This window comes from Marinobacter sp. KMM 10035 (assembly GCF_046537445.1).
In the GTDB taxonomy this organism is placed as follows: domain Bacteria; phylum Pseudomonadota; class Gammaproteobacteria; order Pseudomonadales; family Oleiphilaceae; genus Marinobacter; species Marinobacter sediminicola.
The window spans coordinates 1,598,143-1,621,984 of sequence record NZ_JBBVMG010000001.1 but is presented as its reverse complement, the minus strand read 5'-3'; the positions used below and the strand labels follow the sequence as shown (position 1 = coordinate 1,621,984).

General features: G+C 54.0%; 22 protein-coding genes. 10 read left to right on the top strand and 12 right to left on the bottom strand.

Features of this window, described 5'->3' with window-relative positions:
• Positions 1-28 precede the first annotated feature (28 nt).
• The 4 genes from AADB16_RS07325 to AADB16_RS07310 all read right to left on the bottom strand — a co-directional run bounded on the left by AADB16_RS07325 (position 29) and on the right by AADB16_RS07310 (position 4,848).
• A complete protein-coding gene (locus AADB16_RS07325; RefSeq protein ID WP_309045134.1) occupies positions 29-400 on the bottom strand; it encodes a DUF4870 family protein in 372 nt (123 codons plus the stop codon).
• Between the two features lie 71 nt (positions 401-471).
• Entirely contained in the window at positions 472-2,112 is a 1,641-nt protein-coding gene (locus AADB16_RS07320; RefSeq protein ID WP_410802337.1) for a methyl-accepting chemotaxis protein, read from the bottom strand.
• A gap of 216 nt (positions 2,113-2,328) precedes the next feature.
• Positions 2,329-4,359, bottom strand: a complete 2,031-nt coding sequence (locus AADB16_RS07315) for a PhoX family protein (protein ID WP_309045132.1) — start codon at positions 4,357-4,359, stop codon at positions 2,329-2,331.
• A 195-nt stretch (positions 4,360-4,554) separates the two neighbouring features.
• Positions 4,555-4,848: a hypothetical protein gene (locus AADB16_RS07310; RefSeq protein WP_298448542.1), complete on the bottom strand. Its 294-nt coding sequence runs from the start codon at positions 4,846-4,848 to the stop codon at positions 4,555-4,557.
• 260 nt (positions 4,849-5,108) lie between these two features.
• Between AADB16_RS07310 and AADB16_RS07305 the strand changes: the two genes are divergently transcribed.
• Positions 5,109-6,344: an alkane 1-monooxygenase gene (locus AADB16_RS07305; RefSeq protein WP_410802335.1), complete on the top strand. Its 1,236-nt coding sequence runs from the start codon at positions 5,109-5,111 to the stop codon at positions 6,342-6,344.
• 190 nt (positions 6,345-6,534) lie between these two features.
• Here AADB16_RS07305 and AADB16_RS07300 read toward each other — a convergent pair whose 3' ends face one another.
• Both AADB16_RS07300 and AADB16_RS07295 read right to left on the bottom strand, forming a co-directional pair.
• Positions 6,535-7,314: a crotonase/enoyl-CoA hydratase family protein gene (locus AADB16_RS07300; RefSeq protein ID WP_410802333.1), complete on the bottom strand. Its 780-nt coding sequence runs from the start codon at positions 7,312-7,314 to the stop codon at positions 6,535-6,537.
• Positions 7,314-9,116 (bottom strand): acyl-CoA dehydrogenase, encoded by a 1,803-nt coding sequence (locus AADB16_RS07295; protein WP_410802331.1) that lies wholly within the window; start codon positions 9,114-9,116, stop codon positions 7,314-7,316. The genes AADB16_RS07300 and AADB16_RS07295 overlap by 1 nt, the downstream gene beginning before the upstream one ends.
• A 184-nt stretch (positions 9,117-9,300) precedes the next feature.
• Here AADB16_RS07295 and AADB16_RS07290 point away from each other — a divergent pair, with 184 nt between their 5' ends.
• The 9 genes from AADB16_RS07290 (at position 9,301) to AADB16_RS07250 (ending at position 18,842) form a co-directional block, all read left to right on the top strand.
• Entirely contained in the window at positions 9,301-10,299 is a 999-nt protein-coding gene (locus tag AADB16_RS07290) for a GlxA family transcriptional regulator (protein WP_410802330.1), read from the top strand.
• A 396-nt stretch (positions 10,300-10,695) separates the two neighbouring features.
• The gene (locus tag AADB16_RS07285) at positions 10,696-13,497 is read left to right on the top strand and encodes a monovalent cation/H+ antiporter subunit A (RefSeq protein ID WP_410802328.1); all 2,802 of its coding nucleotides are present in this window, start codon (positions 10,696-10,698) and stop codon (positions 13,495-13,497) included.
• Positions 13,497-13,865: a Na+/H+ antiporter subunit C gene (locus AADB16_RS07280; protein ID WP_309045126.1), complete on the top strand. Its 369-nt coding sequence runs from the start codon at positions 13,497-13,499 to the stop codon at positions 13,863-13,865. The genes AADB16_RS07285 and AADB16_RS07280 overlap by 1 nt, the downstream gene beginning before the upstream one ends.
• The gene (locus AADB16_RS07275) at positions 13,862-15,400 is read left to right on the top strand and encodes a monovalent cation/H+ antiporter subunit D (protein ID WP_410802326.1); all 1,539 of its coding nucleotides are present in this window, start codon (positions 13,862-13,864) and stop codon (positions 15,398-15,400) included. The genes AADB16_RS07280 and AADB16_RS07275 overlap by 4 nt, the downstream gene beginning before the upstream one ends.
• Positions 15,400-15,888 (top strand): Na+/H+ antiporter subunit E, encoded by a 489-nt coding sequence (locus tag AADB16_RS07270; protein WP_309045124.1) that lies wholly within the window; start codon positions 15,400-15,402, stop codon positions 15,886-15,888. Before AADB16_RS07275 ends, AADB16_RS07270 begins: the two co-directional genes overlap by 1 nt.
• Positions 15,885-16,154 (top strand): K+/H+ antiporter subunit F, encoded by a 270-nt coding sequence (locus AADB16_RS07265; protein WP_309045123.1) that lies wholly within the window; start codon positions 15,885-15,887, stop codon positions 16,152-16,154. Before AADB16_RS07270 ends, AADB16_RS07265 begins: the two co-directional genes overlap by 4 nt.
• Before the next feature lie 15 nt (positions 16,155-16,169).
• Positions 16,170-16,502, top strand: a complete 333-nt coding sequence (locus AADB16_RS07260; RefSeq protein ID WP_410802324.1) for a Na+/H+ antiporter subunit G — start codon at positions 16,170-16,172, stop codon at positions 16,500-16,502.
• Between the two features lie 116 nt (positions 16,503-16,618).
• Positions 16,619-18,262, top strand: a complete 1,644-nt coding sequence (locus AADB16_RS07255) for a fatty acid--CoA ligase (RefSeq protein WP_410802323.1) — start codon at positions 16,619-16,621, stop codon at positions 18,260-18,262.
• Positions 18,263-18,371: 109 nt separating this feature from the next.
• The gene (locus AADB16_RS07250) at positions 18,372-18,842 is read left to right on the top strand and encodes a DUF4442 domain-containing protein (RefSeq protein ID WP_410802322.1); all 471 of its coding nucleotides are present in this window, start codon (positions 18,372-18,374) and stop codon (positions 18,840-18,842) included.
• Here AADB16_RS07250 and AADB16_RS07245 read toward each other — a convergent pair.
• From AADB16_RS07245 to AADB16_RS07220, 6 genes are all read right to left on the bottom strand, one after another.
• Positions 18,839-20,092, bottom strand: a complete 1,254-nt coding sequence (locus AADB16_RS07245; RefSeq protein ID WP_410802320.1) for a D-amino acid dehydrogenase — start codon at positions 20,090-20,092, stop codon at positions 18,839-18,841. The genes AADB16_RS07250 and AADB16_RS07245 overlap by 4 nt on opposite strands.
• A 37-nt stretch (positions 20,093-20,129) precedes the next feature.
• Positions 20,130-20,486, bottom strand: a complete 357-nt coding sequence (locus tag AADB16_RS07240) for a translation initiation factor Sui1 (RefSeq protein ID WP_410802318.1) — start codon at positions 20,484-20,486, stop codon at positions 20,130-20,132.
• Positions 20,487-20,542: 56 nt separating this feature from the next.
• Positions 20,543-21,073, bottom strand: coding sequence for a DUF4136 domain-containing protein (locus AADB16_RS07235; RefSeq protein ID WP_309045117.1), 531 nt, complete (start codon positions 21,071-21,073; stop codon positions 20,543-20,545).
• Positions 21,074-21,148: 75 nt separating this feature from the next.
• Entirely contained in the window at positions 21,149-21,754 is a 606-nt protein-coding gene (locus tag AADB16_RS07230; RefSeq protein ID WP_410802316.1) for a YigZ family protein, read from the bottom strand.
• Positions 21,755-21,772: 18 nt separating this feature from the next.
• A complete protein-coding gene (locus tag AADB16_RS07225) occupies positions 21,773-23,101 on the bottom strand; it encodes a sensor histidine kinase (protein ID WP_410802314.1) in 1,329 nt (442 codons plus the stop codon).
• Complete coding sequence (locus tag AADB16_RS07220) at positions 23,098-23,784, bottom strand: response regulator transcription factor (protein ID WP_410802312.1); 687 nt, start codon at positions 23,782-23,784, stop codon at positions 23,098-23,100. The genes AADB16_RS07225 and AADB16_RS07220 overlap by 4 nt, the downstream gene beginning before the upstream one ends.
• Positions 23,785-23,842 lie beyond the last annotated feature (58 nt).

The window sequence follows — 23,842 nt, the reverse complement described above, 5'->3', positions numbered from 1 at the left end:
CAACCGCCTGGCCACTAATCAAAACTCGTTAGACAGGTGCCTTGCCGTCATTCAGTGCCAAGGCACCTTTCACAATGCGGTAGATGACCCAAATGGCGGCGCCCATAAGAATGAACCACCCGACAATAATAAAGCTGGTGACAACGCCAATAACCGTCCACAACAAGCCCAGCCAAAAGGTTCTGATCTGCCAGCGGAAATGAGGTTCCACCCAGGTGTTACGAACATCATCGAGCTTCACGTAATTAATAATGACGCCCACCAAACCGGTGATACCCCCCAGAAAAAACGACAACCCCTGGAGGATGTAAACAACCACCGCCAGGTTGCGTGCGGGATCAGATCGGCGCGACACTTCATTCGCTTCTGTATCGGCGGGTATGTATTCCGGGTCAGCCAAGGCACTTCTCCTTTTTCAATATGAACTGAGAGCTTAACACAGGCGCCGGAAGCGATTTGGCCCTCATTCGATCAGTGATTATCCGGACGATACCCCAGCCGGAAACCACCCCAGTGCCGTCCATTTACATATACCGGCACTGAAAGGTCGTGCATGATTTCGCCAGTGTCACGCCGGTAGGTTTGCAGCAGCATGTCTTCGGTATGGCTGCCGCAACGAATCCCCGTTCGGTCATTAAACAGACGCTTGCTTCGGCTGCGCATCAAATCCGTGGCGGAGTCCCCGGTTGGCGCATGAGCAAACTCCCGATTATGAGTGGGAATATAGCCATCCGGGGCCGCAGCTATCGAAAACACCAATGCAGGATGAGAGCTTTTTACCTTCTCCTGAACCTCCGGCAAATACTGATCGGTGAAGGCATCGAAGCTGCTTGAGTACTTGGCAGGCTGAGTGCCCGGGATCACCTTTCTCGTTTTATCGAACAAAGCATCTTCTCGCAATTTTCCATCACGCACAGCCTGCTCGAAAATCTGGCTAATCTGCGCAGCACCGGTAAGAGCTTGATCGTAGAAAAACCTGTGGTAGCTGGAGCCGCTATTCATGGCAAACGCAGCGTTGGCCACTTCCGCAAGCTCCATCAGTGTGGCAGCCTGTTCGGCAAGCGAAGCAACGCTGGAGTCACTTTCAGAGATCTGATCCCGAACGGTTTCAATGGCCGTGAATACATGGCCCAAGCTGAGCTCGTTGTTCTGATCTATCTCTGCAATACGGGCAATCTGCTGTTGAACCCGATCGGACTGATCGCGTATCTGGTCTAGCCGCTCACCAACGGTTTCTACAGACACCAATCCCTCTTCTACGCTTCGGGCAAGATTCTCTATACGGGTGACGATCAATGCCGTATCAGAACGGATCTCCTGTAGGGTTTCTGCCACCTCACCGGTCGCCTGAGCAGTGCGGCCCGCCAACTGCCGAACTTCATCCGCCACTACCGCAAAGCCACGTCCTTGATCGCCCGCACGAGCCGCTTCAATGGCCGCGTTGAGTGCCAGCAAGTTAGTCTGTTCCGCAATGCCCTGGATAGTGCTGGTTACACCCTGGATTTTGTTGGACTTGTCGTTCAGCTCCTGAATCAAGCGAAGGTTTTCACCGGACTGCTGGTGCACCAGGCGTATGCTATCGATAGCACTGGTGAGCGCTTGACGCCCTTCGGTGCTGGCTTCACGATTTTGCAGCGCCATAGTGGCCGCTTCTGTAGCCTGCTGCGAAGACTCCCTGACCGTTTCAGTAATCTGGCCTGCATACTCTGCCATCTGTGCAGTTTCTTGAACCTGAAGATCCAGCCGCAACTTGAGCTGATCGGCCGCATAAGAAACCTGCGCTGCAGAAATGGCACTTTTATCTGCACTGCCAGAAAGCGCACCAGCCAGCGCCTTACCCGTTTGAGCATCCGCAAGCAGCTTCTCGCACCGGGCTCTCAGTGGGTGATTGCCCTCCAGAGTTCCATCGTTCAGGCTATCCAAACCGTGATCCACTGGCGCCAAAACCTTCACAATCAAAAAAGCGGTTGCTGCGACAAGGCCGATCAAGAGCCCGATAGAGAGAGATACCGGATCCAGACCTAACAAGGGCGCCACCAAAACACAGGTAATCGCAAGAACAATGGCGATTGCGATCGCCCAAAATACCGCTGCACGATGAAGCAACCCCATAGAAACCTCTTCGTTGTTATTATTTCTGATAGGTACACCATTATCCGGCCAATTTAGAGACTAAGGAATTGAAACGGTTTTATAACTCATAGTTTGGTTTAGTTGATTAAGGCATCGGCCACATTGAGCTTTTCTTAAACGAAAAACCCGAAAACCCGATGCGCCTTTCTGCTCAGGCGATCAGGTTTTCGGTCTTACCTAACTCTAATTTGTAGCTCAGGCGCCAATAACGCCCTTATCATCACGGACCACTATTACGGTCGCATCCCGTGGGTGATCGCCTTCGTTACCGAAGGGCCAGTCCCTGGCTGGATGCTGAATGTTCACGAACATGGTTTTAACATCCGGCGTGGTTACAACTCCGGTTACCTCGCAACCCTGTGGGCCCACAAAGAAGCGCCGGATATCACGGGTTACGGGATTGGCCGCGAGCATCATGTTGTTCTGATACGGCGGGGCGTCGGAACCATCGGTTTGAATCCAGAGGCGGCCATTGTAGTCAAACCACAAACCATCCGGGCTGTTGAAGATGTTGTCATCAGTCAGTGACACAGCCACCTCCCCATCCACAACTGTTTCTGTACCCTGCTCTCCGGCAAACACGAAAATATCCCACTGGAATTCGGTTGCCGCAAAGTCATCACCGCCTTCACGCCAGCGAATGATATGACCTGTGCGGTTTTCTGCCCTGGGGTTCGCAGCGTTTACCTGCTCCTCAGTGCGCCGGGAGTTATTGGTCAGGGTGAAATAGACCTCACCTGTATTAGGGTCTACCGCTCCCCATTCCGGGCGATCCATTGGCGTTGCGCCGGCAATATCGGCTGCGAGCCGGGTATTCAGGAGCACATCTGCCTGATTCTCGAATCCGTCAAACTGCACGTTGCCAACCAATGAGCCTTGCGCTGCCTCAACACTGGCCGCAAAGCCTGCATCTTCAAGGGACAAAGGCAGCCAATTGCCAGAGCCGTCTTCGTTATAACGCGCAACGTACAGAGTTCCCTCATCCAGCAAATAGCCACTGGCGGTTGCTGCATAGTAAGGCCGCGAAGATACAAACTTATAGATGTACTCAAAGCGGGAATCGTCACCGGAATAACACACAACCGGCTTGCCTTCTTCTACCGGCGCAAAGATCACACCCTCGTGGCCGAAACGGCCAAGCGCTGTGCGCTTCTGAGGCTTGCTTTCCGGCGTGAAAGGGTCAATTTCTACCATGTAGCCGTAGGTGTTGGCTTCGTTACGGTAATCGTCTTCAGCGCTTTGTGCCGTGGGGGTAATATTGAAGCGCACGAACTGATCATCCCCGCCCTCAGCAAGCTCCCAATCGTAACGGCTGGCACCACCAACGCCATGGCGGGTCTGTTCCCGAGGCTGGGTTTGCGCGCTATTGGCAAAATAGCCGTGCCAGTTTTCCTCTGCTGCCAGGTAGGTTCCCCAAGGTGTCGGGCCCATAGAACAGTTGTTCAGTGTGCCTCGCGTTTGGGTGCCGTTCTTGCTGAAACGGGTCGAGAGCTTCTGGTAACCGCGCAGGGGGCCACGAATATCCATCTCGGTGTTACCCGTCACCCGGCGATTGAAAGGGCTTCCGAATACTATATCCCAGTCACCTGCGCTGTCTTTTTTGATATGGACCACGGATACGCCATGTGCTGCCACTTCCTTGCGCACCTCATCGGCAGGCCGCATTCCATTTGCGTTGTAAGTGGGACCATCGGGGTGAAGAGCCGCCTGATTGATGTACTCATGGTTCATCACCAACAGCCCTTCATCGGAAGAGTTACCGCCAGCCTTAAAATCAATCGGGAAAAAGTGCAGGCCATCGTGGTGCATGCCTACCTGTTGCTCTTGATCCGCTCCGGAGTTAGACGCGTCTGCCCGAAATGCGGGATAGGAGCCGGTGATCGGCGTTCCCCAAGGCAAAAATGCCTTGGTGGAATAGCCAGCGGGCACGACCACTTTGTTTGCTGTGGAAACGGCTATTGCTGCAAAGCCAAGTTCCGTTGCACGGCCCTGACCCGAGTCTCCATTTCCATTGCTGCCATCAATCTCACTATCGCTGTCACTTCCACAGCCTGCGATCCCAAAACCCATGATGCTGGCCAGAGCAGCACCAACACCGCCTTTCATCAATGTGCGCCGCTGCATGCGTGCAGCCAGCACTTCCTGGAATGCGCTGTTGCCAGAGTGGTTTACAACGGGCTCGTAGTTGGGGTCCAGATAATTGGAATCAAGGTCGTGCTTGGCCATATTTTGTCTCGCTTTGTCTCTCTCGATATTCAACAAACGGGTGTTGACGAGAGGACAGTTTCAGCTGGAGACATGACAATGCGGAGACAGTTAAACGACAAAACCGTTAATCTTTACTGGCAAAGACTAACGGTTTTGATGAACTTTGACCGGAACACTCCGGCGCAAATGCTACGCGCCAGAGCTGAGACATGATTACTTGGTCATGTCGTCATAACCTTCTTCCATGGCATCACCCGCTTCTTCAGCAGCTTCACCCATTTTTTCACCGGCATTTTCGACGCCTTCTTTCATTTCGCCTACAACGCCTTCGTCCTGACCCGTGGCTTCTTCATAGGTCTCTTCGACAGAATTACCTGCGTCGTCCACTATTTCTCCCGCGTTGTCTGCAGCCTTTTCAAAATCAGCTCCTTCGTTGTCATCGGAACTGCAAGCAGCAAGACCTAAAGTCAAAAACATGAGTAGAGCGCTGAGAGTCAATTTATTCATAACATATCCCTCTGTTGGTAAACATTTGTAACGCTAAACAGAATACGGACATGTCGGGCGTCACACAATTACCTGCGAATTACTCTTTGTTTAACCTGCCACTTAAAAAGCCATAAAGGCACTTCGTTGCCGGCTTGCCAGGCTGGGCACGCGGACACCTTATCATTTAAGGCCAACCTCTCGTTCACCAAATTCACTTGTTGCATTGCAACATTGTCCGACATAAATTCGATGCCAGTGTACCGCAATGGAGAAACACCATGAATGCCAAAACCCCTGATGCTGGAAAATGGAAGGACCCCAAGCGTTACCTCTGGCTGTTGGGCCCTGCTCTGCCGGGCATAGGTCTGGCGGCACTGACCGGCTATGCGATAGCACCTAAAAAGCTCAAGTTTCTGGCATGGACGGGACCGGCGCTGGTGCATGGTGTTATTCCGGCGCTGGATCGCGCCATAGGTGAGGACCAGAGCAACCCGCCTGAATCGGCAGTAAGCTCCCTGGAGCAAGACAAGTATTACAACCGCATTGTTAAGGCATTTATTCCTACCCAGTACGCAATGACGGTAATGGGTGCCTGGCTTGCCAGCCGAAAGAAGACGCCCATTGAAGACAAAATCGGCCTTACTCTAACGGTTGGCGCCATCAATGGTGTTGGCATTAATACCGCCCACGAGCTAGGCCACAAATCCAATAAGTTCAACAAGCTGATGGCCATGGCCGCGCTGGCACCTACGGGTTATACCCACTTTGTGGTTGAGCATAATTTTGGCCATCATAAGCGCGTCGCCACTCCGGAAGATCCCGCGAGCAGTCGCATGGGTGAGAGTTTCTGGAAGTTTTTGCCGCGCACGGTGTTTGGCGGCATGAAGTCTGCGTTGAAGATCGAGAAGGAGCGGTTGGCTCGCAAGGGCAAGAGTTTCTGGACCTTGGACAACGAGTTACTGCAAGGCTGGGCGATGAGTGCAGGCTTCTTCGGAGCAACAACTCTGGTTTGCGGCCCGCGGGCGGTTCCGTTCCTTGCGGCTCAGGCGGTTTATGGTGCGAGCTTGTTGGAGAGTGTGAATTACATTGAGCACTACGGGTTGCTGCGTCAGAAAGACAAGAATGGGAAGTATGTTCGCACTCAGCCGGAGCACAGCTGGAACAGTAATCACATTGTGACGAACCTGTTCTTGTATCAGTTGCAGCGTCACTCTGATCACCACGCTCACCCACAGCGTAGCTATCAGGCTTTGCGTCACTTCGAGAATGCTCCGCAGTTACCTGGTGGCTATGCATCGATGCTTATGCCGGCTTATGTACCGCAGTGGTGGTACGAGACCATGGATAAGCGGGTGATTGATCACTACGAGGGCGACCTGAGCAAGATCAACTGGGATCCGGATCGTAAGGCTGAGTTGATGGCCAGGTATACGGATTACGCGGCTGAGGTGGCTGCCAAGGCGGCAGCTCGCCGGGAGGAAGAAGCTGGTTCGGCTTCGGAGAAGGCTGCCTGACTAACGCCAGGCACTCGGGAATTTGAATCTGGGACGGCCGGGGCTCAGCCCTGAATGCAGGCACCCGATGGGACAAGGCTTCCAAAACACGCTGTGAATACATCCCTGTACGCTTGACGGCAGCATCCATGCTGCCGACAGTTTTGGAAGCCTTGTCCCACCGGGCGCTTCGAGCCTGGCGCGGCCCGCCTTACCTTCCTTTGAAAACTGCACCCCGCCTTTCCAGGAAGGACTGAATGCCTTCTTTTACATCCTCGCTTGCCATGACTGGTTGCAGATCCGGGAACAAGCGCTGTTTTGCTGCTTCCTGGCCTTCGCTTACTGCGATTTTGGAGGATTTCAGGCTGCCTCGTACACCCAAAGGTGCGGCATTGGCAATCTTCTTGGCGATCGCCAGAGCAGCGTTGAACTGTTCTCCGGGCTCAACCAATTCCTGTATCAGTCCCCATTTGTAGGCTTGCTCTGCTGTCCATTCATCACCGGTCAGAAGGTAACGCTGAGCATTGCCCCACCCGATTTCACGTTGCAGGCGGATGGTGGCGCCACCGCAGGCGAAGATGCCGCGTTTGACTTCCAACTGGGCAAAGCGGGTGCCTTTTGCTGCTACGCGAACGTCTGTGTTCAGCATCATCTCGACACCGCAGGTGAAGCAGATTCCCTGAGCTGCGAACACCACGGGTTTGCTGAGGCCGTCGCCGGTTATATGGAACGGATCCAGCTCGCCTTCACTCGGTTCTATTCCCTCACCATTTGAAAATACGCCTGCCCAATCATCCAGCTGCAAGCCGCTGGTGAAGTGGTCGCCTTCGGCATACATCAGGCCCACCCTCAAATCGTCGTCGTGCTCCAACTGGTAATAAGCCGCGGCGATTTCGTGGTACATGGCGCGGTTCATGGCGTTCATTTTTTCGGGGCGATTGAGCCCTATGAGCAGGATATGACCTTTCTTTTCAACATTAACCAAAGCCATCAGAACCACTCCGATTTCATGTTCAAACAAGTGTCATCCATGTTCCGCAACAACACCAAATCCTGCGCCACTGTTGGGAGCTCCCAGTGGAAAAAGTACTGGGCGGCCTGGAGTTTGCCCTGATAGAAATTGCGCTCGTCGTCAGTGTTGGCAGAAGCCAGCGCATTGGCCGCAGCGTTAGCTTGGCGCAGCCACATCCAGGCTACGATGATGTGACCAAACAGGTGCAAGTAACATGAGGCATTGGCGAGGGTTTTGTCCACTTCGCCACTCATCAGGGATTTACCCAAGCTTTGAGTAACCTTGACTGCCTGCTGCAATGTTTCGCTCAACGACAACGCCCACTGCTGGCAGCGCTCGGTAGTCGCGCCTTCCAGATCAACCTGCATTTCCTGCATCAACAGCTGCAAGCCATGGCTTTGATCTTGCCAGATTTTGCGACCCAACAAGTCCAGCCCTTGAATGCCGGTGGTGCCTTCGTGGATTGGATTCAGGCGGTTGTCGCGCCAGCACTGCTCCACTGGGTACTCGCGTGTATAACCGGCACCGCCGTATACCTGAATCGCCAGATCGTTAGCTTTCGGGCCATGCTCTGAAGGCCAGGTTTTGATGACCGGCGTGAGCAAGTCGAGCAGTTTGCCGGCTTCAGTACGTTTCTGTGCATCCGGATGGGTGTGCTGATCGTCCATCAGGCGCGCGCCGTAGAGGCAAAGTGCCAATCCACCTTCGCTGTAGGCTTTCTGAGCCAGCAGCATCCGGCGCACATCCGCGTGATCAATAATCGGCACTTGGGGACTTTCCGGGTTCTTTTCAGAAGCCTTGCGGCCCTGCAGACGGTCTTTCGCGTATTCCAGGCTGTGCATGTAGCCGCGATAGCCAATCACCGCCGCGCCAAAGCCCACGCCTACCCTGGCTTCGTTCATCATCTGGAACATGTACTTCAGGCCCTGATGAGGTTCGCCCACCAGATAGCCATGGCAAGGTGCATCATCGCCAAAGCTGAGTGCTGTGGAAGTCGTACCACGATATCCGAGCTTATGAATCAGGCCAGCAAGGCTCACGCCGTTGCGATCGGTGGCGTTACCTTCACTGTCGACCCGGAACTTGGGAACGATGAATAGGGAAATGCCCTTTACTCCCGCCGGCGCGCCTTTGATTTTAGCGAGCACCATGTGAACGATGTTCTCAGTGATGCTTTGCTCGCCACCGGAGATATAGATTTTTGCGCCTTTAATCAGGTAGTGGCCGTCATCCGTTGGCGTGGCTGAAGTGCGAATGTCCGCCAGGGACGACCCGGCATGGGGCTCGGTCAATGCCATGGTTCCGCTATAGCGGCCGCTGAGCATATTGGGCAGGAAGCTGGTTTTCTGGGATTCGTTCCCGAACACACGGATAAGGTTTGCAGCGGCTGTGGTCAGGAATGGATAGCCTGCGGTTCCCGGGTTAGCGGCTGTGAAGAAGCCGTTACAGGCGGCCATAACGGTTTCAGGGAGCTGCATGCCGCCAAGCTCGTAATCGTAACGCCCTGCAATAAACCCGGCCTCAGCGTAGGCATCAAACGCCTCTTTCACTTCAGGCAACATTTCCACCTGGCCGTTGACGAATTTTGGCTCGTCTTTGTCGGCCGCACTGTTGTGGTTGGCGAACTTCTCTCTGGCCATTTTGTCGGCGGTTTCGATGACGGCATCGAAGGTATCGCGGTTGTGCTCGTTAAAGCGGTCGCGGCTGAGCAAGCTTTCGGTATCAAGCACTTCGTAGAGCTGGAACGCCAGATCACGGCGTTCTATCAGGGTGTCGGTCATTTGTGCAGCTTCCTGGTGATTGGCTGGAGCATCTCTTTATTGTGTACAGGCTCTCACAACCGGGTTTTTCTGGGAACCGGCATTTATGACATAATCATGGCCAATTCTGCCAAAGCACCTATGAGCGTTGGCTCCCGGGTGATGGTGGTACCGCCCTAACAGAGTTGCTCGTCTTGGAGAACTTGTGCAAAAGGTTTCAATTATTGGATTTGATGGCGCTTTAGCCAGTGCCATCACAGGTGTGATCGATTTATTTCGGTTAGCCGGCGTTACCTGGGCGCGGATTCATGGTGAACAGCCTGAGCGACACTTCACTACTCAGTTGCTTACGCGCAACGGCGATCACTGCAGATGCATTAACGGCATAACGCTGGTTTCAGACGGGAGCTGGGAGAATCTGGATGCAAACAGTGCTGATCTGGTAATCGTGCCAACTATTGGAGCGCCAATTGATCAGGTGCTGGCTGCAAATCCGGATCTGGTTACCTGGCTCACCCAGTTCAGCACTCCGAACAAAAGCATCACCGGGCAAGTTCAGTTGGCCAGTAACTGCACTGGAGCTTTTCTACTGGCTGAGGCTGGCCTGCTGAATAATAAAGAAGCAACCACGCACTGGGGGTTCAGCGACCGATTTCGTCAGACCTACCCGCAAGTAAAGCTGAATCCCGAAAAACTCGTGACAGTAGATGGCCACATTGCCTGTGCAGGCGGTGGTATGGCTTGGTGGGATTTGGGTGTGCATCTCATAGAGCGGCGAGCAGGCGCTCAGGTTGCCCGGGAACTGACGAAGGCCTTTGTGATTGATGCCGGGCGCAATAGCCAAGCACCTTATAGCGCACTTCAAACCAGGCGTTACCACTCAGACCCAGTCATTCTGGATCTGCAAAACTGGCTGGAGGAGCACTACGGGGAAACCATAAACCTGCAGTCTCTTGCCGCTTTCAGTGGCCTGACAACGCGCTCGCTGATGCGAAGATTCAAAGCCGCCACGGGTGAAACGCCCAAAAGCTATCTCCAATCCATAAGAATAGAGGCTGCCCGCAGCCATCTGGAAAAATCACGTTTGCCCGTGGAGGACGTTACCCGGCTGGTGGGATACGAGGATGTCAGCTCTTTCAGCCGTCTTTTTCGAAAACAAACAGGGTTGGCGCCGGGTGCCTACCGGTCGCGATTTGGCAGATAAAGCGCTGGAACCCAAAGCAGAGACTGCAAAACAGGGCGCTGGCGGCCCCCCTCTGCTTTGCATCCAAGTACCAAAATACAATTGATCGATCACAAGCCGACTTGACCTGCGAGCCCGGGCACGTATTATCATTGGCCAGGTTTTACTAACGGAGCAACCATGACCGCAAGGTCCGTCGGCTGCAAGCAGATCAAACGTCCCCCTCTTACCGCCGACATCGCGCGGCATCGCGGGCGCTTACCTTACTTCCCTGATCCACCAGCCTTTCGCTGATCCATCTCCCGTCGCCCGACCACATCGCCTCTAGCGACCTGTGCAGGGTGGCCAATGGGGAACTAGACTCAAGCACATAAACCATTTTCATTCATTAAAAACAAAACCGCTAACGAGGCTGCGATGTCGCTACCGCTGGTTGTACTACTGCCGTTTCTGGGGGCCATAGCAGCACCCTTATTTGCCCAGGGCGGGCGAACGGCTATCGCAATAGCATCATCCGTCCCTGCTCTGATTGCGCTGGCGGCGCTATTTCCCCACTGGTCTGTTCTTTCAGCGGGTGGCACGGTGCTTCACACTTATGAGTGGCTGCCGACACTCGGGCTTTCCTTCAGTTTTCGCCTTGATGGTCTCGCACTCCTTTTCGCACTGCTGATACTGGTCATCGGCCTGCTGGTCATCATCTACTCTCACTATTACCTGAGCGTCAAGGAGAATGTAGCCAAGTTCTACTCCCTGCTGCTCTGCTTCAAAGGCTCAATGCTGGGCATTGTGCTCTCTGGCAACCTGCTTCTGATGCTCATTTTCTGGGAACTCACCAGCCTGACCTCCTTCCTGCTGATCAGTTTCTGGACCCATAAACAGGATGCCCGGCGTGGTGCACGGATGGCACTGACGATAACCGGCGGCGGCGGGCTGGCCCTGTTGGCCGGCATTCTGATTATCGGCAATATTGTTGGCAGTTTTGAGCTGGACGATGTGCTTGCCGCGGGCGATCAAATCAAAGCCCACGCCATGTATCCCGTGGCACTGACTCTGGTATTGCTTGGCGCCTTTACCAAATCAGCCCAGTTCCCGTTTCATTTCTGGCTGCCCCATGCCATGCAGGCGCCTACCCCCATCTCGGCTTACCTGCACTCTGCCACCATGGTAAAAGCAGGCATCTTCTTGATGGCGCGTTTGTATCCGGCCTTGGCGGGGACCGAACAATGGTTCTATATGGTCAGTTTCACCGGCATGGCCACACTTCTGCTTGGCGCTTATATCGCCATGTTCAAACACGATTTGAAAGGGCTGCTTGCCTATTCAACCGTAAGCCATCTGGGCCTTATCACTCTGCTACTGGGCATGGGCACCCAACTGGCCGCTGTTGCTGCGATATTCCACGTAATCAACCATGCCACCTTCAAGGCTTCACTGTTCATGGCCGCCGGTATTATTGACCATGAAACAGGCACCCGCGATATGCGCCGAATCAACGGGCTTTGGCGTTATATGCCCCATACCGCCACCCTAGCCATGGTGGCAGCCTCTTCCATGGCGGGCGTTCCTTTGCTGAACGGTTTCCTCAGTAAGGAAATGTTCTTTGCTGAGTCCCTGCAGCTCAACCTGCCTGGCCTCTGGGCATGGGTGCCTCCGATTGTTGCAACCCTGGCGGGTATTTTTGCCGTTGCCTATTCGGCCCGCTTTGTTCACGACGTGTTTTTCAACGGCAAGCCGGTTGATCTTCCCAAGTTCCCGCCCCACGAACCTCCCCGTTACATGAAATTCCCGGTGGAGATTCTGGTGTTTGCCTGCATCATGGTTGGCGTATTCCCAACCATTTCCGTCGGGCCGCTGCTGTATTCTGCAGCATCTGCAACCCTTGGTGGCGAAGTACCGGACTATCAACTGGCGATCCTGCACGGCTTTAATCTGCCATTGCTGATGAGCTTCCTGGCCTTCTTTGGTGGCCTGCTGATGTACACACAACGCCAACGCTTTTTCGACTTCCATGCGCAACTCCGGGAAGTGGATGGCAAGGCGGTATTCGAGTATGCCGTTTCAAAAATCGAAGACATGGCCCACACCTTTACCGGATGGCTCGAAAACGGCTCCTTGCAACGCTACGCCATGCTTCTGGTGGTAAGCGTCATTGCAGTAGCAATAATGCCGCTCGTGGAGAGCGGTTTTTATATTGGTGAGAATGGACTAAGCCCAGTTGACTGGCCTACGGGCATTGCGGCTGGTGTGCTGATTGTCTCCGCTCTGGCAACCGCCCTCTGGCACCGAGAGCGCTTTTACGCGCTGGTACTTCTGAGCGTTGTAGGCCTGATAGTGGCGTTGGCGTTCGCCCGTTTCTCAGCACCGGACCTGGCTATGACGCAGCTCTCGGTGGAAGTCGTCACCATTGTTCTGCTGATGCTGGCACTTTATTACATGCCCTCCTGGACGCCCATGGAAAGCTCTAAAGGGCGCCGCATTCGGGATCTGTTGATTGCTCTGGCTGCGGGTACCGGCATGACTCTGATTACCCTCGCCATGCTGACCCAGCCATTCAGTTCCATTTCTGAATTCTTCCTGGAAAACAGCAAACCCGGCGGTGGCGGAACCAACGTGGTAAACGTGATTCTGGTGGACTTCCGTGGTTTCGATACTCTGGGTGAGATAACAGTACTGGCCATTGCAGCGCTAGGCATTTACGCCATGTTGAAGAATACCGCACTGACTCCCCCTCCGGGAGACGGGCTAGGACATGCCTGGACGCGGGACCACTACCCGCTGATGCTGCGGCAAATTGCCCGGCCCATGCTACCGCTGGCACTGATGGTGTCTGCCTATATTTTCCTGCGTGGCCATAACCTGCCCGGGGGTGGCTTTATTGCCGGTCTGATTACTTCAGTGGCGTTGATTCTGCAGTATATTGCCAGCGGCATGGTGTGGACTGAGGATCGCATTCCATTCAGGTACCACAACGTGATTGGCCTCGGTCTACTGTTTGCTACTATCGCCGGTGCCGGCAGTCTGGCCTTTGGCTATCCGTTCCTGACCAGCTCATTTGGCTATATCACCTGGCCCGTGGTGGGCAAATTCGAAGTAGCCTCCGCGCTGGTGTTTGATTTGGGCGTGTACCTGGCGGTGATCGGTGCAACCTTGCTGGCGCTGGTCAGTATCGGCCGGCTGTCGCCTCATTCGGCCATCAAAAGCAAAATGGAGGGCGCGTAATGGAACTGCTATTTGCACTGGTCATAGGTGCCTTAACGACATCAGGTGTTTATCTGCTGCTACGTGCTCGCACCTTCCCCGTCATCATGGGGCTGACACTGCTCTCCTATGGCGTAAACCTGTTCCTTTTCGCCTCCGGGCGACTCGCCACAGGTCAGCAGCCCGTCATCGGAACCGCCGCGAGCTATTCCGACCCCTTGCCCCAGGCATTGGTGCTCACCGCCATTGTTATTGGTTTTGCCATGACGGCATTCCTGGTTGTTCTATCGCTGCGTAATCTGGCGGACAACGAAAACGATCATGTGGATGGTCGGCGTGAAGCCGCCACGCCACCGTCAAAACTTGAGCAAGAGGTAAGCGATAAATGACTCATTGGCTTATCGCCCCGATTCTGATCCCCCTGCTCGGCGGTATTTTGCAGGTGTTTATGGGCTACGCCCCAATCAGCCTGCGCCGCACTCTGGCAATTGCCACTACCGTTCTGATGCTGGTATCCGCGATTGTTTTGTTAGCGCTTGCCAGCGATGGCAGTTACCGCGTTTACGCGTTCGGCAACTGGCAGCCTCCCTTTGGGATCGTTCTGGTGCTCGACAGGCTATCGGCCCTGATGCTGGTGCTAACCGCGGTTCTCGGGCTGTTCTGCCATATATATGCAAGTGGCGGTGCCGATGAAGGCAATCGCCAGTTCCATACCTTGTTTTTGTTCCAGTTAATGGGCCTGAACATTGCATTTCTCACCGGCGACCTGTTCAACCTGTTTGTTGCCTTTGAAGTTCTGCTTATTGCCTCTTACGGATTGCTCATGCACGGCGGCGGCAGCTCCCGCACCGTAGCCGGGCTACATTATGTTGTTCTGAATCTGGCAGGCTCTGCCCTGTTCCTGATCAGTGTGGGCATGATCTACAGCGTTACCGGCACCCTGAACATGGCGGACCTGGCTGTAAAAATCCCGCAGGTGACTGGCAATAACCTGAGCCTCGTTAAGGCTGGGGGCATGATGCTACTGGTGGTTTTTGGCCTCAAAGCAGCCATCCTTCCCCTGTGTTTCTGGCTACCCAAAGCCTACGCGAGAGCAACGGCGCCGGTTGCTGCCCTGTTTGCGGTCATGACCAAGGTGGGCATTTACGCCATTGTGAGAATATACCCGCTGATGTTCGGAGAAGACGCTGGCGAACTCGCCAACCTGGGTATGGACTGGCTCTTCCCCCTGGCACTGGTCACATTGAGCATGGGCGTTATCGGTGCTTTGGGCGCTGATAACCTTAAAACTCTGGTGGCCTGGCAGGTTATTATTTCGGTAGGAACACTGCTTGCGCCAATCGCGCTGGGATCAGAAGCGGGGTTGTCTGCCGCTTTGTTTTATCTGGTCAGCACCACCTGGACAGTTGCCGCGCTATTTCTGGTGTCCGAACTGGTTGCAAGCCAAAGGGGAGCGGCAGGTGACAGCATCGTTACCGCACCCAAAATGCACCACAGAACCTTCCTGAGCGTGCTGTTCCTTATTGGCGCTGTGGCCGCGGCGGGCCTCCCACCTTTGAGCGGATTTTTCGGGAAACTGCTGATTCTCCAGTCTGTTGAGCCTGGCGTTGAGATGGCCTGGCTTTGGGGTGTTCTTCTGGTAGGCAGCCTCCTCACGCTCATCGCTTACAGCCGAGCTGGCAGCATCGTTTTCTGGTGGAACGTAGATGGCCATCTGGAAACCCCGGAACCCATGAATAACAGGGTCGCCGTATCTACCGGCATCCTGACCTGCCTGACCATGCTAATCGTGGTATTGGCAGGTCCGCTCAGTGACTACACCCGCGCAACTGCAGAACAGCTGCACGACAACCAAGGTTATATCAACACTCTACAAACGCCTGTGCACGTACCTCAGAACCCGCTGGTGGGGGAGATAAACTGATGTTTGATCGCCTGAGCTTTCCTCAACCCTGGCTGAGCCTGATTCTGTTTGCCACATGGCAGATACTCAGCGATGGCGTATCCGGTGGCAGTGTTGTACTCGGTCTTATCCTGGCTTGGGTGATTCCCCAGATAACTCACGGGTTCTGGCCGGAGCGCCCGGCCTTTGTGAAAACCTGGCGCATGCCGGGTTACATACTGCGAGTTCTAAAGGACATTATAGTGGCGAGCTTTTCGGTGGCTTGGCTGATCCTGAGCCCCCGCACACCAAGACCGGCCTTTATCAGCTACCCACTTACACTTGATCACCCGCTGGCCATTTCCATTCTCGCCAGTACTATTTCGCTCACGCCTGGAACAGTCAGCGCTGATGTGAGTGATGATAACCAAACCCTGCTTATCCATGCGCTGGACGCAGGTAGCGATCAGGAAGTTATCGACGCCATTTACAACAGCTACGAAAAACCGCTGATGGAGATGTTCAAATGATCACCACTGCCCTGTATGTGACCATTGCCATGGTGACTCTGGCCGCGTTGTTGAACGTATACCGTTTGATTGTAGGGCCCGATGAGCCCGACCGCGTTCTGGCGATTGATACGCTCTATATCAACGCCATTGCCTTGATCATCCTGCTGGGCATCACTCTAGGCACGCGCATGTACCTTGAGTCTGCTTTGCTGATTGCGGTTATGGGCTTTGTGAGCACCGTAGCCATGGCGAAATACTTGAAGCGCGGCAGCGTCATTGAGTAACAACCGGAGATATTTATGAGCCCATTTGCAGAATATGTTATCTCGGCCCTGCTGCTTTTCGGTGGCGCTTTTACTTTGATCGGTGCAATCGGCCTGGCAAGGCTGCCGGACTTTTACACACGGCTGCACGGACCAACCAAAGCAACCACCGTTGGTGTTGGCGCCATCATGCTCAGCTCGGTTATCTATTTCAGTGCCATGGGTGAAGACATCGGCATCTCCGAAATTCTGATCACTGTGTTTTTGCTGATGACAGCCCCGGTGAGCGCCAACATGTTGGCAAAAGCAGCGATGCACATAGGTGTGAAAACAGTGGAAGGCACAGAAGGCAAGCCTTGGGAGCAATAGCTATTGCCGGTCGCCTGAGGCTAAAAGACCTTGCAAGCTTCCGATCCTAAACAATTTATGTCAGATTGACCCAACTTCTCAGACAACACTAAAAACAGGGAATAAGGATTCGACACATGGCAAAAACACGAATTTTACCCGCAGCTGAAAATGCCCATCAGTACCCTCTTCTTATAAAGCAGTTACTGCTATCCGGGCCAAGGTACTCGCCCGATCAAGAAATTGTGTACGCCAACCACAGTAAGTACACCTACACGGATCTGGTTGAGCGGATTCATCGCCTCGCCAACGCTCTCACCGATGCGGGCGTAAAGCCAGGTGATACCGTAGCGGTTATGGACTGGGACACACCCCGCTATCTGGAATGCTTTTTCGCCATTCCAATGATCGGTGCCATTTTACATACCATCAACGTGCGCCTGTCACCCGAACAGATTGTCTACACCATGAACCACGCCGAAGATGACGTGGTTCTGGTACACGATGATTTCCTGCCGATTCTGGAAGGTTTGCAGAGCGAAATCACAACCGTTAAGACATACATCCAGCTTAGCGATGAAAAGACAGCCAAAGCCACGAAGCTCACCACCACTGGAGAGTACGAAGCACTACTAGCCGATGCAGCCACAAAATTCGACTTCCCGGATTTCGACGAGAACAGTGTGGCAACCACCTTCTACACCTCCGGCACAACCGGCAATCCCAAGGGTGTATTCTTCAGTCATCGCCAACTGGTGCTGCACACTCTGGCCATGACAGGCTCACTTGCGGCCTACGATGAGATGCCGCTGCTGCGCTCTTCGTCGGTCTATATGCCAGTGACGCCGATGTTCCACGTTCACGCCTGGGGCGTTCCTTATGCCGCCACCATGATGGGCATAAAGCAGGTCTACCCCGGCCGCTATGAGCCTGAACTGTTGGTTGATCTGATCAAGGAACACAAGGTGTCTTTCTCCCACTGTGTTCCAACCATCATGCAGATGCTGATGGGCACCGAATCCATTAAAACCGCCGATCTGAGCAACTGGCAGGTGCTGATTGGTGGCAGTGCAATGACCAAGGGGTTGTGCGACGCCGCAGCGAAACTGGGCATTCGCATGTACACCGGCTACGGCATGTCAGAGACATGCCCATTGCTCAGTGCCACCCACCTAAAACCGGAAGAACTGGAACTGCCCCTGGAGCAGCAAACGGCCACACGGATCAAAACCGGCATTGCCGTCCCGATGGTGGAACTGGAAATTGTTGATCCTTCCGGCAACCCGGTGGCCCACGATGGTGTAGCGCAGGGTGAAGTCGTTGCCCGCGCCCCCTGGCTAACCCAAAGTTACTTCAAAGAACCTGCCAAAGGTGAAGAACTCTGGCAGGGCGGCTGGCTGCATACGGGGGACGTCGCCTCCATCGAGCCAAACAATACCCTCACCATCAAGGATCGCATCAAGGATGTGATCAAGACAGGCGGCGAGTGGCTTTCATCCCTTGATCTGGAAAGTTTGATCAGCCAGCACCCTGCGGTGGCAGGTGCGGCCGTTGTAGGCATTCCCGATGAAAAATGGGGAGAAAGGCCCTATGCACTCATTACGCTCAAACCCGGTGTTCAGGCATCACTGGAAGATATACAGGCTCACCTTCAAAAACACGTCGAAAGCGGCGAGATCAACAAGTGGGCGATACCCCAACAGATGGATTTTGTTGAAGACATTCCAAAAACAAGTGTCGGCAAGATCAACAAAAAGCTGATTCGAGACCAACTGCAGTAATCCGGTTTAACACCCAAATGGCCCGTCAGGCTTTCCTGCGGGCCATTTTTGTTTTTCAACGTATAATCCCACGCCTCAAAACTTTCTCCTGCAAAAGAGCCTCACCGCTATGATGTCGAAACTGCGTAACTGGATAGCCAGCCCGAACGGCGTACGTAAGATAATGAATGTATACGGCCCCTATGCAGGCGCAGGCGTTAAAGTGACCCACATTGCGGATGACTACAGCTCAGCAACCGTCGAAATGAATCTGCGCTGGTACAATACCAACTACGTGGGTACGCACTTTGGAGGTTCGCTCTACAGTATGGTCGACCCTATGTATATGTTGCTGCTGATGAACAGCCTGGGGAATGACTACATAGTTTGGGACAAGTCTGCCTGTATCGATTTTATCCGCCCCGGCAAAGGCAAGGTAACCGCTCACTTTGAACTGACTGGCGAACGCCTGGAGGAAATTCGTACAGCCACAGCGGGCGGCGATAAGTTTCTACCTGAGTGGGATGTAGACATTGTTGATGAAAAAGGCGAGCTGGTCGCCCGGGTTAACAAGGTTCTGTACGTCAGAAAGAAACGTTAAAGCCCTGAGAAGGTGAAATCCACTTCCGGTTTCCTACCATCAACAATATCCGCCAGCGCAGCCGCTGATCCACAGGAATGGGTCCAACCCAGCGTTCCGTGGCCGGTATTCAAATACAGATTGGCAAAATGGCTTTTGCCCACGTAGGGCACATTGGAGGGGGTTGCTGGTCGCAGGCCTGTCCAGAACTCGGCCTGATCCCAATAACCAGCTTCAGGCATTATCTCTGCTGTTCTACGCACAATGGCACGACAGCGGGTGTAATTAAGATCACGGGTATAGCCGCTCAGTTCGGCCGTTCCCGCAACGCGAATACGATCGCCAAGGCGCGAGTAAACCAGCTTGTACTCGTCATCTGTAAGGCTCACATTGAATGCAGCCTCGTCATTCTTCACCGGTACCGTTATGGAGTAACCTTTGGCGGGATAGATGTTCAAGAACAACCCAAGCTGACGAGCTAGCACTGCACTGAAGCTTCCCAGGCTGAGTACATAGCTGTCCGCCCTCATGGTTTGGTGATGCCCATCCTTCAACACCTGAACGCCAAGAATTCGCTCTCCCGCGCGCTCGAAACCAAGAACGTCGGTTTGGTAGCAGAACTCCACACCGGCGTCCTGACACCGCTCGGCCAGTGCCTGGGTAAACTTGCGCGCATCACCGGATTCATCCTCAGGGGTATAGGTTGCACCCGCAATTTTGTGCTGGATATGACTAAGCGCTGGTTCGATTTCTACGGCTTTTTCCGCATCAATAATCTGTCGATCACACCCGAGATCGCACATGATTCGAGTTGGCTCAAGCGCGGCATCAAACTCTTCAGGATTGGTGTAAAAATGCAGAATACCCTTTTCTACCTGGTCGTATTCAAGCCCAGCCTCTTGGCGCAAAGCTTGTAACTGGCTGCGGCTATATGTGCCAAGATTCACCATCTGGCGAATATTATGGGCGGCTTTTGCAGATGTGCATTGCGTCAGAAAAGACAGAGCCCAGCGCCATTGGGCAGGATCCATCCTTGGGCGGAACAATAGGGGGGCATCCGCTTTAAACAGCCATTTCAGCACTTTTAACGGTGCGGAGGGGTTCGCCCAAGGTTCGGCGTGGGAAACAGAAATCTGCCCCCCGTTTGCATAACTGGTTTCCAGGCCTGCTTGGCCCTGCCGATCTACCACCGTCACCTGGTGTCCTTGCTTCTGCAAAAACCAGGCGGTGGTTGTTCCAACAACTCCCGCACCCAAAACCAGTATGTGCATGCCTGCCTCCTTTCAAAAAGAGTTCGTATCGATACCTTCAGCCGCCTGAACGCTTAACAATCCAGCCTTTTTGCTCCAGCAGGGGCACAAGCACATCCCGGTGGTCGCCCTGAATTTCCACTACCCCGTCTTTAACTGTGCCGCCCGTGCCGCACTTGGCCTTGAGTACTTTCGCGTAAGCTTTAAGCTCTTTGTCATCCATGGGGATACCCGTTACCAGAGTAACGCCTTTGCCTTTGCGCCCTTTGGTTTCACGACTCACTCGCACAACACCATCACCTTCAGGGCGTTGAGCCTCACGGCAAGTGCAGCCTGAAACCGGGTTTCGGCACTCGGGACACATCCGCCCCTGCTCGGTTGAAAATACCAACCCACCTTTAGATTGCCTAGCCATTTACCCTCCCTATGCCAGGCCCTTGAAGCTATGCCTCCATAAGGCCTTTGTATTTTTTAGTCCAGATCAGGAGGATACTTGGTGAACATCTCGGCAACCACTTCGTCAATGAGTTTTCCGCGTTTGTCAGGGGACTGCTTTTCATTGAGGTAACGGCGACTGGCTGCACGCCAAACAACTTCCTTCGAGCTTGTATCGACTAACTCAATCACCAGTTTGCCTTCTTTTACTTCACGCACCGGTGGCGGTGACGAAATCCCCCAACCAAAGTTACCGGTACCAAAGCCTAAACCCATGCCCACGCCAGATTGCTCGAGACGCTCCTCTTCTACAATCCGCCAGCTAACCAGCAGGTCGGCTTCCGGTTCTGCAACCTTGGTCATGGATTTAAGGTTCAGCTCCCGCTCAACCGCACTCTGGACACGGCTTCCATCGAGAGAAATAAACGAGGGCTCGCCGGGGTTGGACACGAAGTCCCAGGTTGAATAATTGCTGAACGCCGCGGCGGAGTTGTAATCGGTAACCACATTGCTGGCGCACCCAGTTATTGCCAGTGCCACCAGTGCTGCCATCAGAATACGAGCCATTGCCTACCCCTTGGTTTCTTGGAATCCTGACATCAGTATACGCGCAAGACACTTGTCCGATGCATTTTTGCCGATTCATGTTTCGAAACTGTAATCCAATTTGTGTGCATCACAAAAGGCGCTAAAGGTATTAGCCTGATCTTCCGGAACAAGAACCCGCGCGGTGACAGAAGCACCATAAATAACTGATTCCAGTTCTACAGAATTAACATCACACCAATGCCGCAGTGGCTGTTCATCCGCAAACCCCATCACAACGTTGGCTGCGCTAAGCGGTTTGTGAAATACCCTGCCCACCTCCGAAAGCACACTCTCAGCAGCGCCTGCGTAGGCTCTCACCAGCCCTCCGGCGCCAAGTTTTATACCACCGAAATACCGAATAACCATAACCAGAACGTCGCCCATATCCTTGTGCTGAATCACGTTGAGGATAGGCTTGCCTGCGGTACCGGAAGGCTCGCCATCATCGTTCATGGCGGCTTCCGCTGCAGAGCCTGGGCGACCTATCTGATAAGCCCAGCAGATATGACGGGCATCGGGATGGTCTTGATGGGCTTTTTCAAGCCAAACCTTCACTTCCTCCCGGGAAGCTACAGGCGCAATCCGGGCAATGAAGCGGCTTTTTTTGATTTCCGTCTCCCGCTCAAGGTAGCCGGCAGGAACGGGATAATCTTTCTTCATGGAATTGCCTGTGATTTTTTAATCCGCCGCAAATACGGGCAACCGGGCGACAACCTGCAAACCGGCATGTTCACTATTACGCGCGGTAATGTCGCCGTCGTGAGCCTGAATTATATCTTTGGCAATGGCCAAACCTAACCCCCAACCCTGGCCTCCCCGGGATTTATCAGCGCGAAAAAACGGCTCAAAGAGGTTTTCCAGAATGTCCCCTGCAACGCCGGGCCCCTCATCCTCAATCGTCAGGCTTATCCAACCTGAAGACAACGCCAAAGAAACATGGACGATCTTGCCTGGCGGCGTGTAGTCCAGAGCATTCTGCAGAATATTATCAAACGCCCGCTGCAACAGACCCGCATCACCCAGAACGGTCACACCGGTACTCTCTGGCATTGAGACCAGCTTACAGGCCACCCGATGATGTTCTGCATAGTCTGCAGAATCCCGCAAAACCTGGTTCAGTAGATCCACCGGGCGCACCGGATCACGCGCGATACCGCCGCCCTCCTCTGTCACCCGATACAGAGTTAATATTTGCCCTGTCATGGTATCCAGGCGCTCATTCTGGCGCAGGATGCTGCCCATCAGTTCTTCCTCTACGCCGCCTTCGCTGGCCAGTTCAATCGCAATACGCTGACGCGCCAGCGGCGTTCGCAAGTCATGGGAAATATCCCTTAAAAGATGCTTCTGTCGATCCAGCAGGGTGCAAAGCTGATCCGTCATGGCATTAAACGCCGTCGCCAGCTGGCCCACTTCATCCCGCCTGGCCGTAATACGTTCGTTCACCCTTAACTGTGTATCACCCCCGGCAATCGCCTTCGCCGTAGACTCCATGTGCCGCATCGGCCGCGACACGTAACGCGCTATTAACCAACATGCAAGGGTGATCAGAATGAACGCCAAGCCTATTTCCAAAAAGCGGAAAACCCGAGGCTCCAACCACCCCTCTCCGTGCATTTTCGGCCAGGCAACCAAACGGTAGCCATCTCCAACGTCAACAATCGCAGGTTTTTGCCGATACCAACCCGAATCTATTCGCGAGCGAATAGCCGCAGGTAAACGGTTATCGTCATCCGCACTGATCATCATCAGATGCAGGCCCAGCTCATCCCCCTGCGCCCTGAGGAACCTATGTGCATCTCTACGCCCTCGGGTCTGCTGTATTGCAGACACTTCAAAACCAAGATCCCGTAACTCAAGTTGACGCTCGATGGCGGCACGCTCACGATCCAGCAACACACGGGAAGCCAGGCTACTCACGATGACCGTTACCACCATGGCCAGCCAGATCAGAACAAAAATCCGCCAAAACAACGGCACTATCAGACGAGATTGAAAGCGGGCGTTCATTCGGACACCCGATAGCTGTAGCCAAGACCGCGCACCGTTTCAATTCTTGGCGAATCGTCACCCCCAAGCTTTTTACGAAGATTGCTGATGTGCATATCCAGTGTCCGGTCAAAAGCTTCAAGGCGTCGCCCCAAAGCCCATTGCATAAGGTCGGTTTTTCGAACCACACTGCCCGCATGGGCCAGCAGCACCTGAAGAATTTCATACTCAGTGGCTGTTAAATCAAGCGCTTCATCATTTTGGTAAATGCGCCGGTGATTGGTCTCAATGCGCAAATCACCGTACCGCTGCGCAGCCTTCACCTCGGTCTTCTGATCCCAGGCGACCCGGCGCAGTATCGCTTGCAAACGAGCCACCAGCTCACGAGGGTTGCAAGGCTTTGGGATATAGTCATCCGCACCCACTTCAAAGCCAACAATTCGGTCCGTCTCGTCTCCCCTGGCTGTCAGCAAGACCACCGGCAGATGCGTTTGGGAGCGCAATTCTCGCAGGACTTCAAGCCCATTGATATCTGGCAGCATAATATCCAGCACAACAATATCGCAGTGCTGCCCAAGCGCTAATGCCAAGCCATCTTGTCCATTGGCGGCTTCACGTACGGTAAACCCCTGGCCGCTCAAATAGCGAGCAAGCAACTCACGCAGTTCATCGTCATCCTCTACCAAAAGAACCCTGTTCTGCATTCTGACTCTCTGCCCGGTTTTGAACGCCTGATTTGCGCCTGAAGTGTTAGCTGAAGTC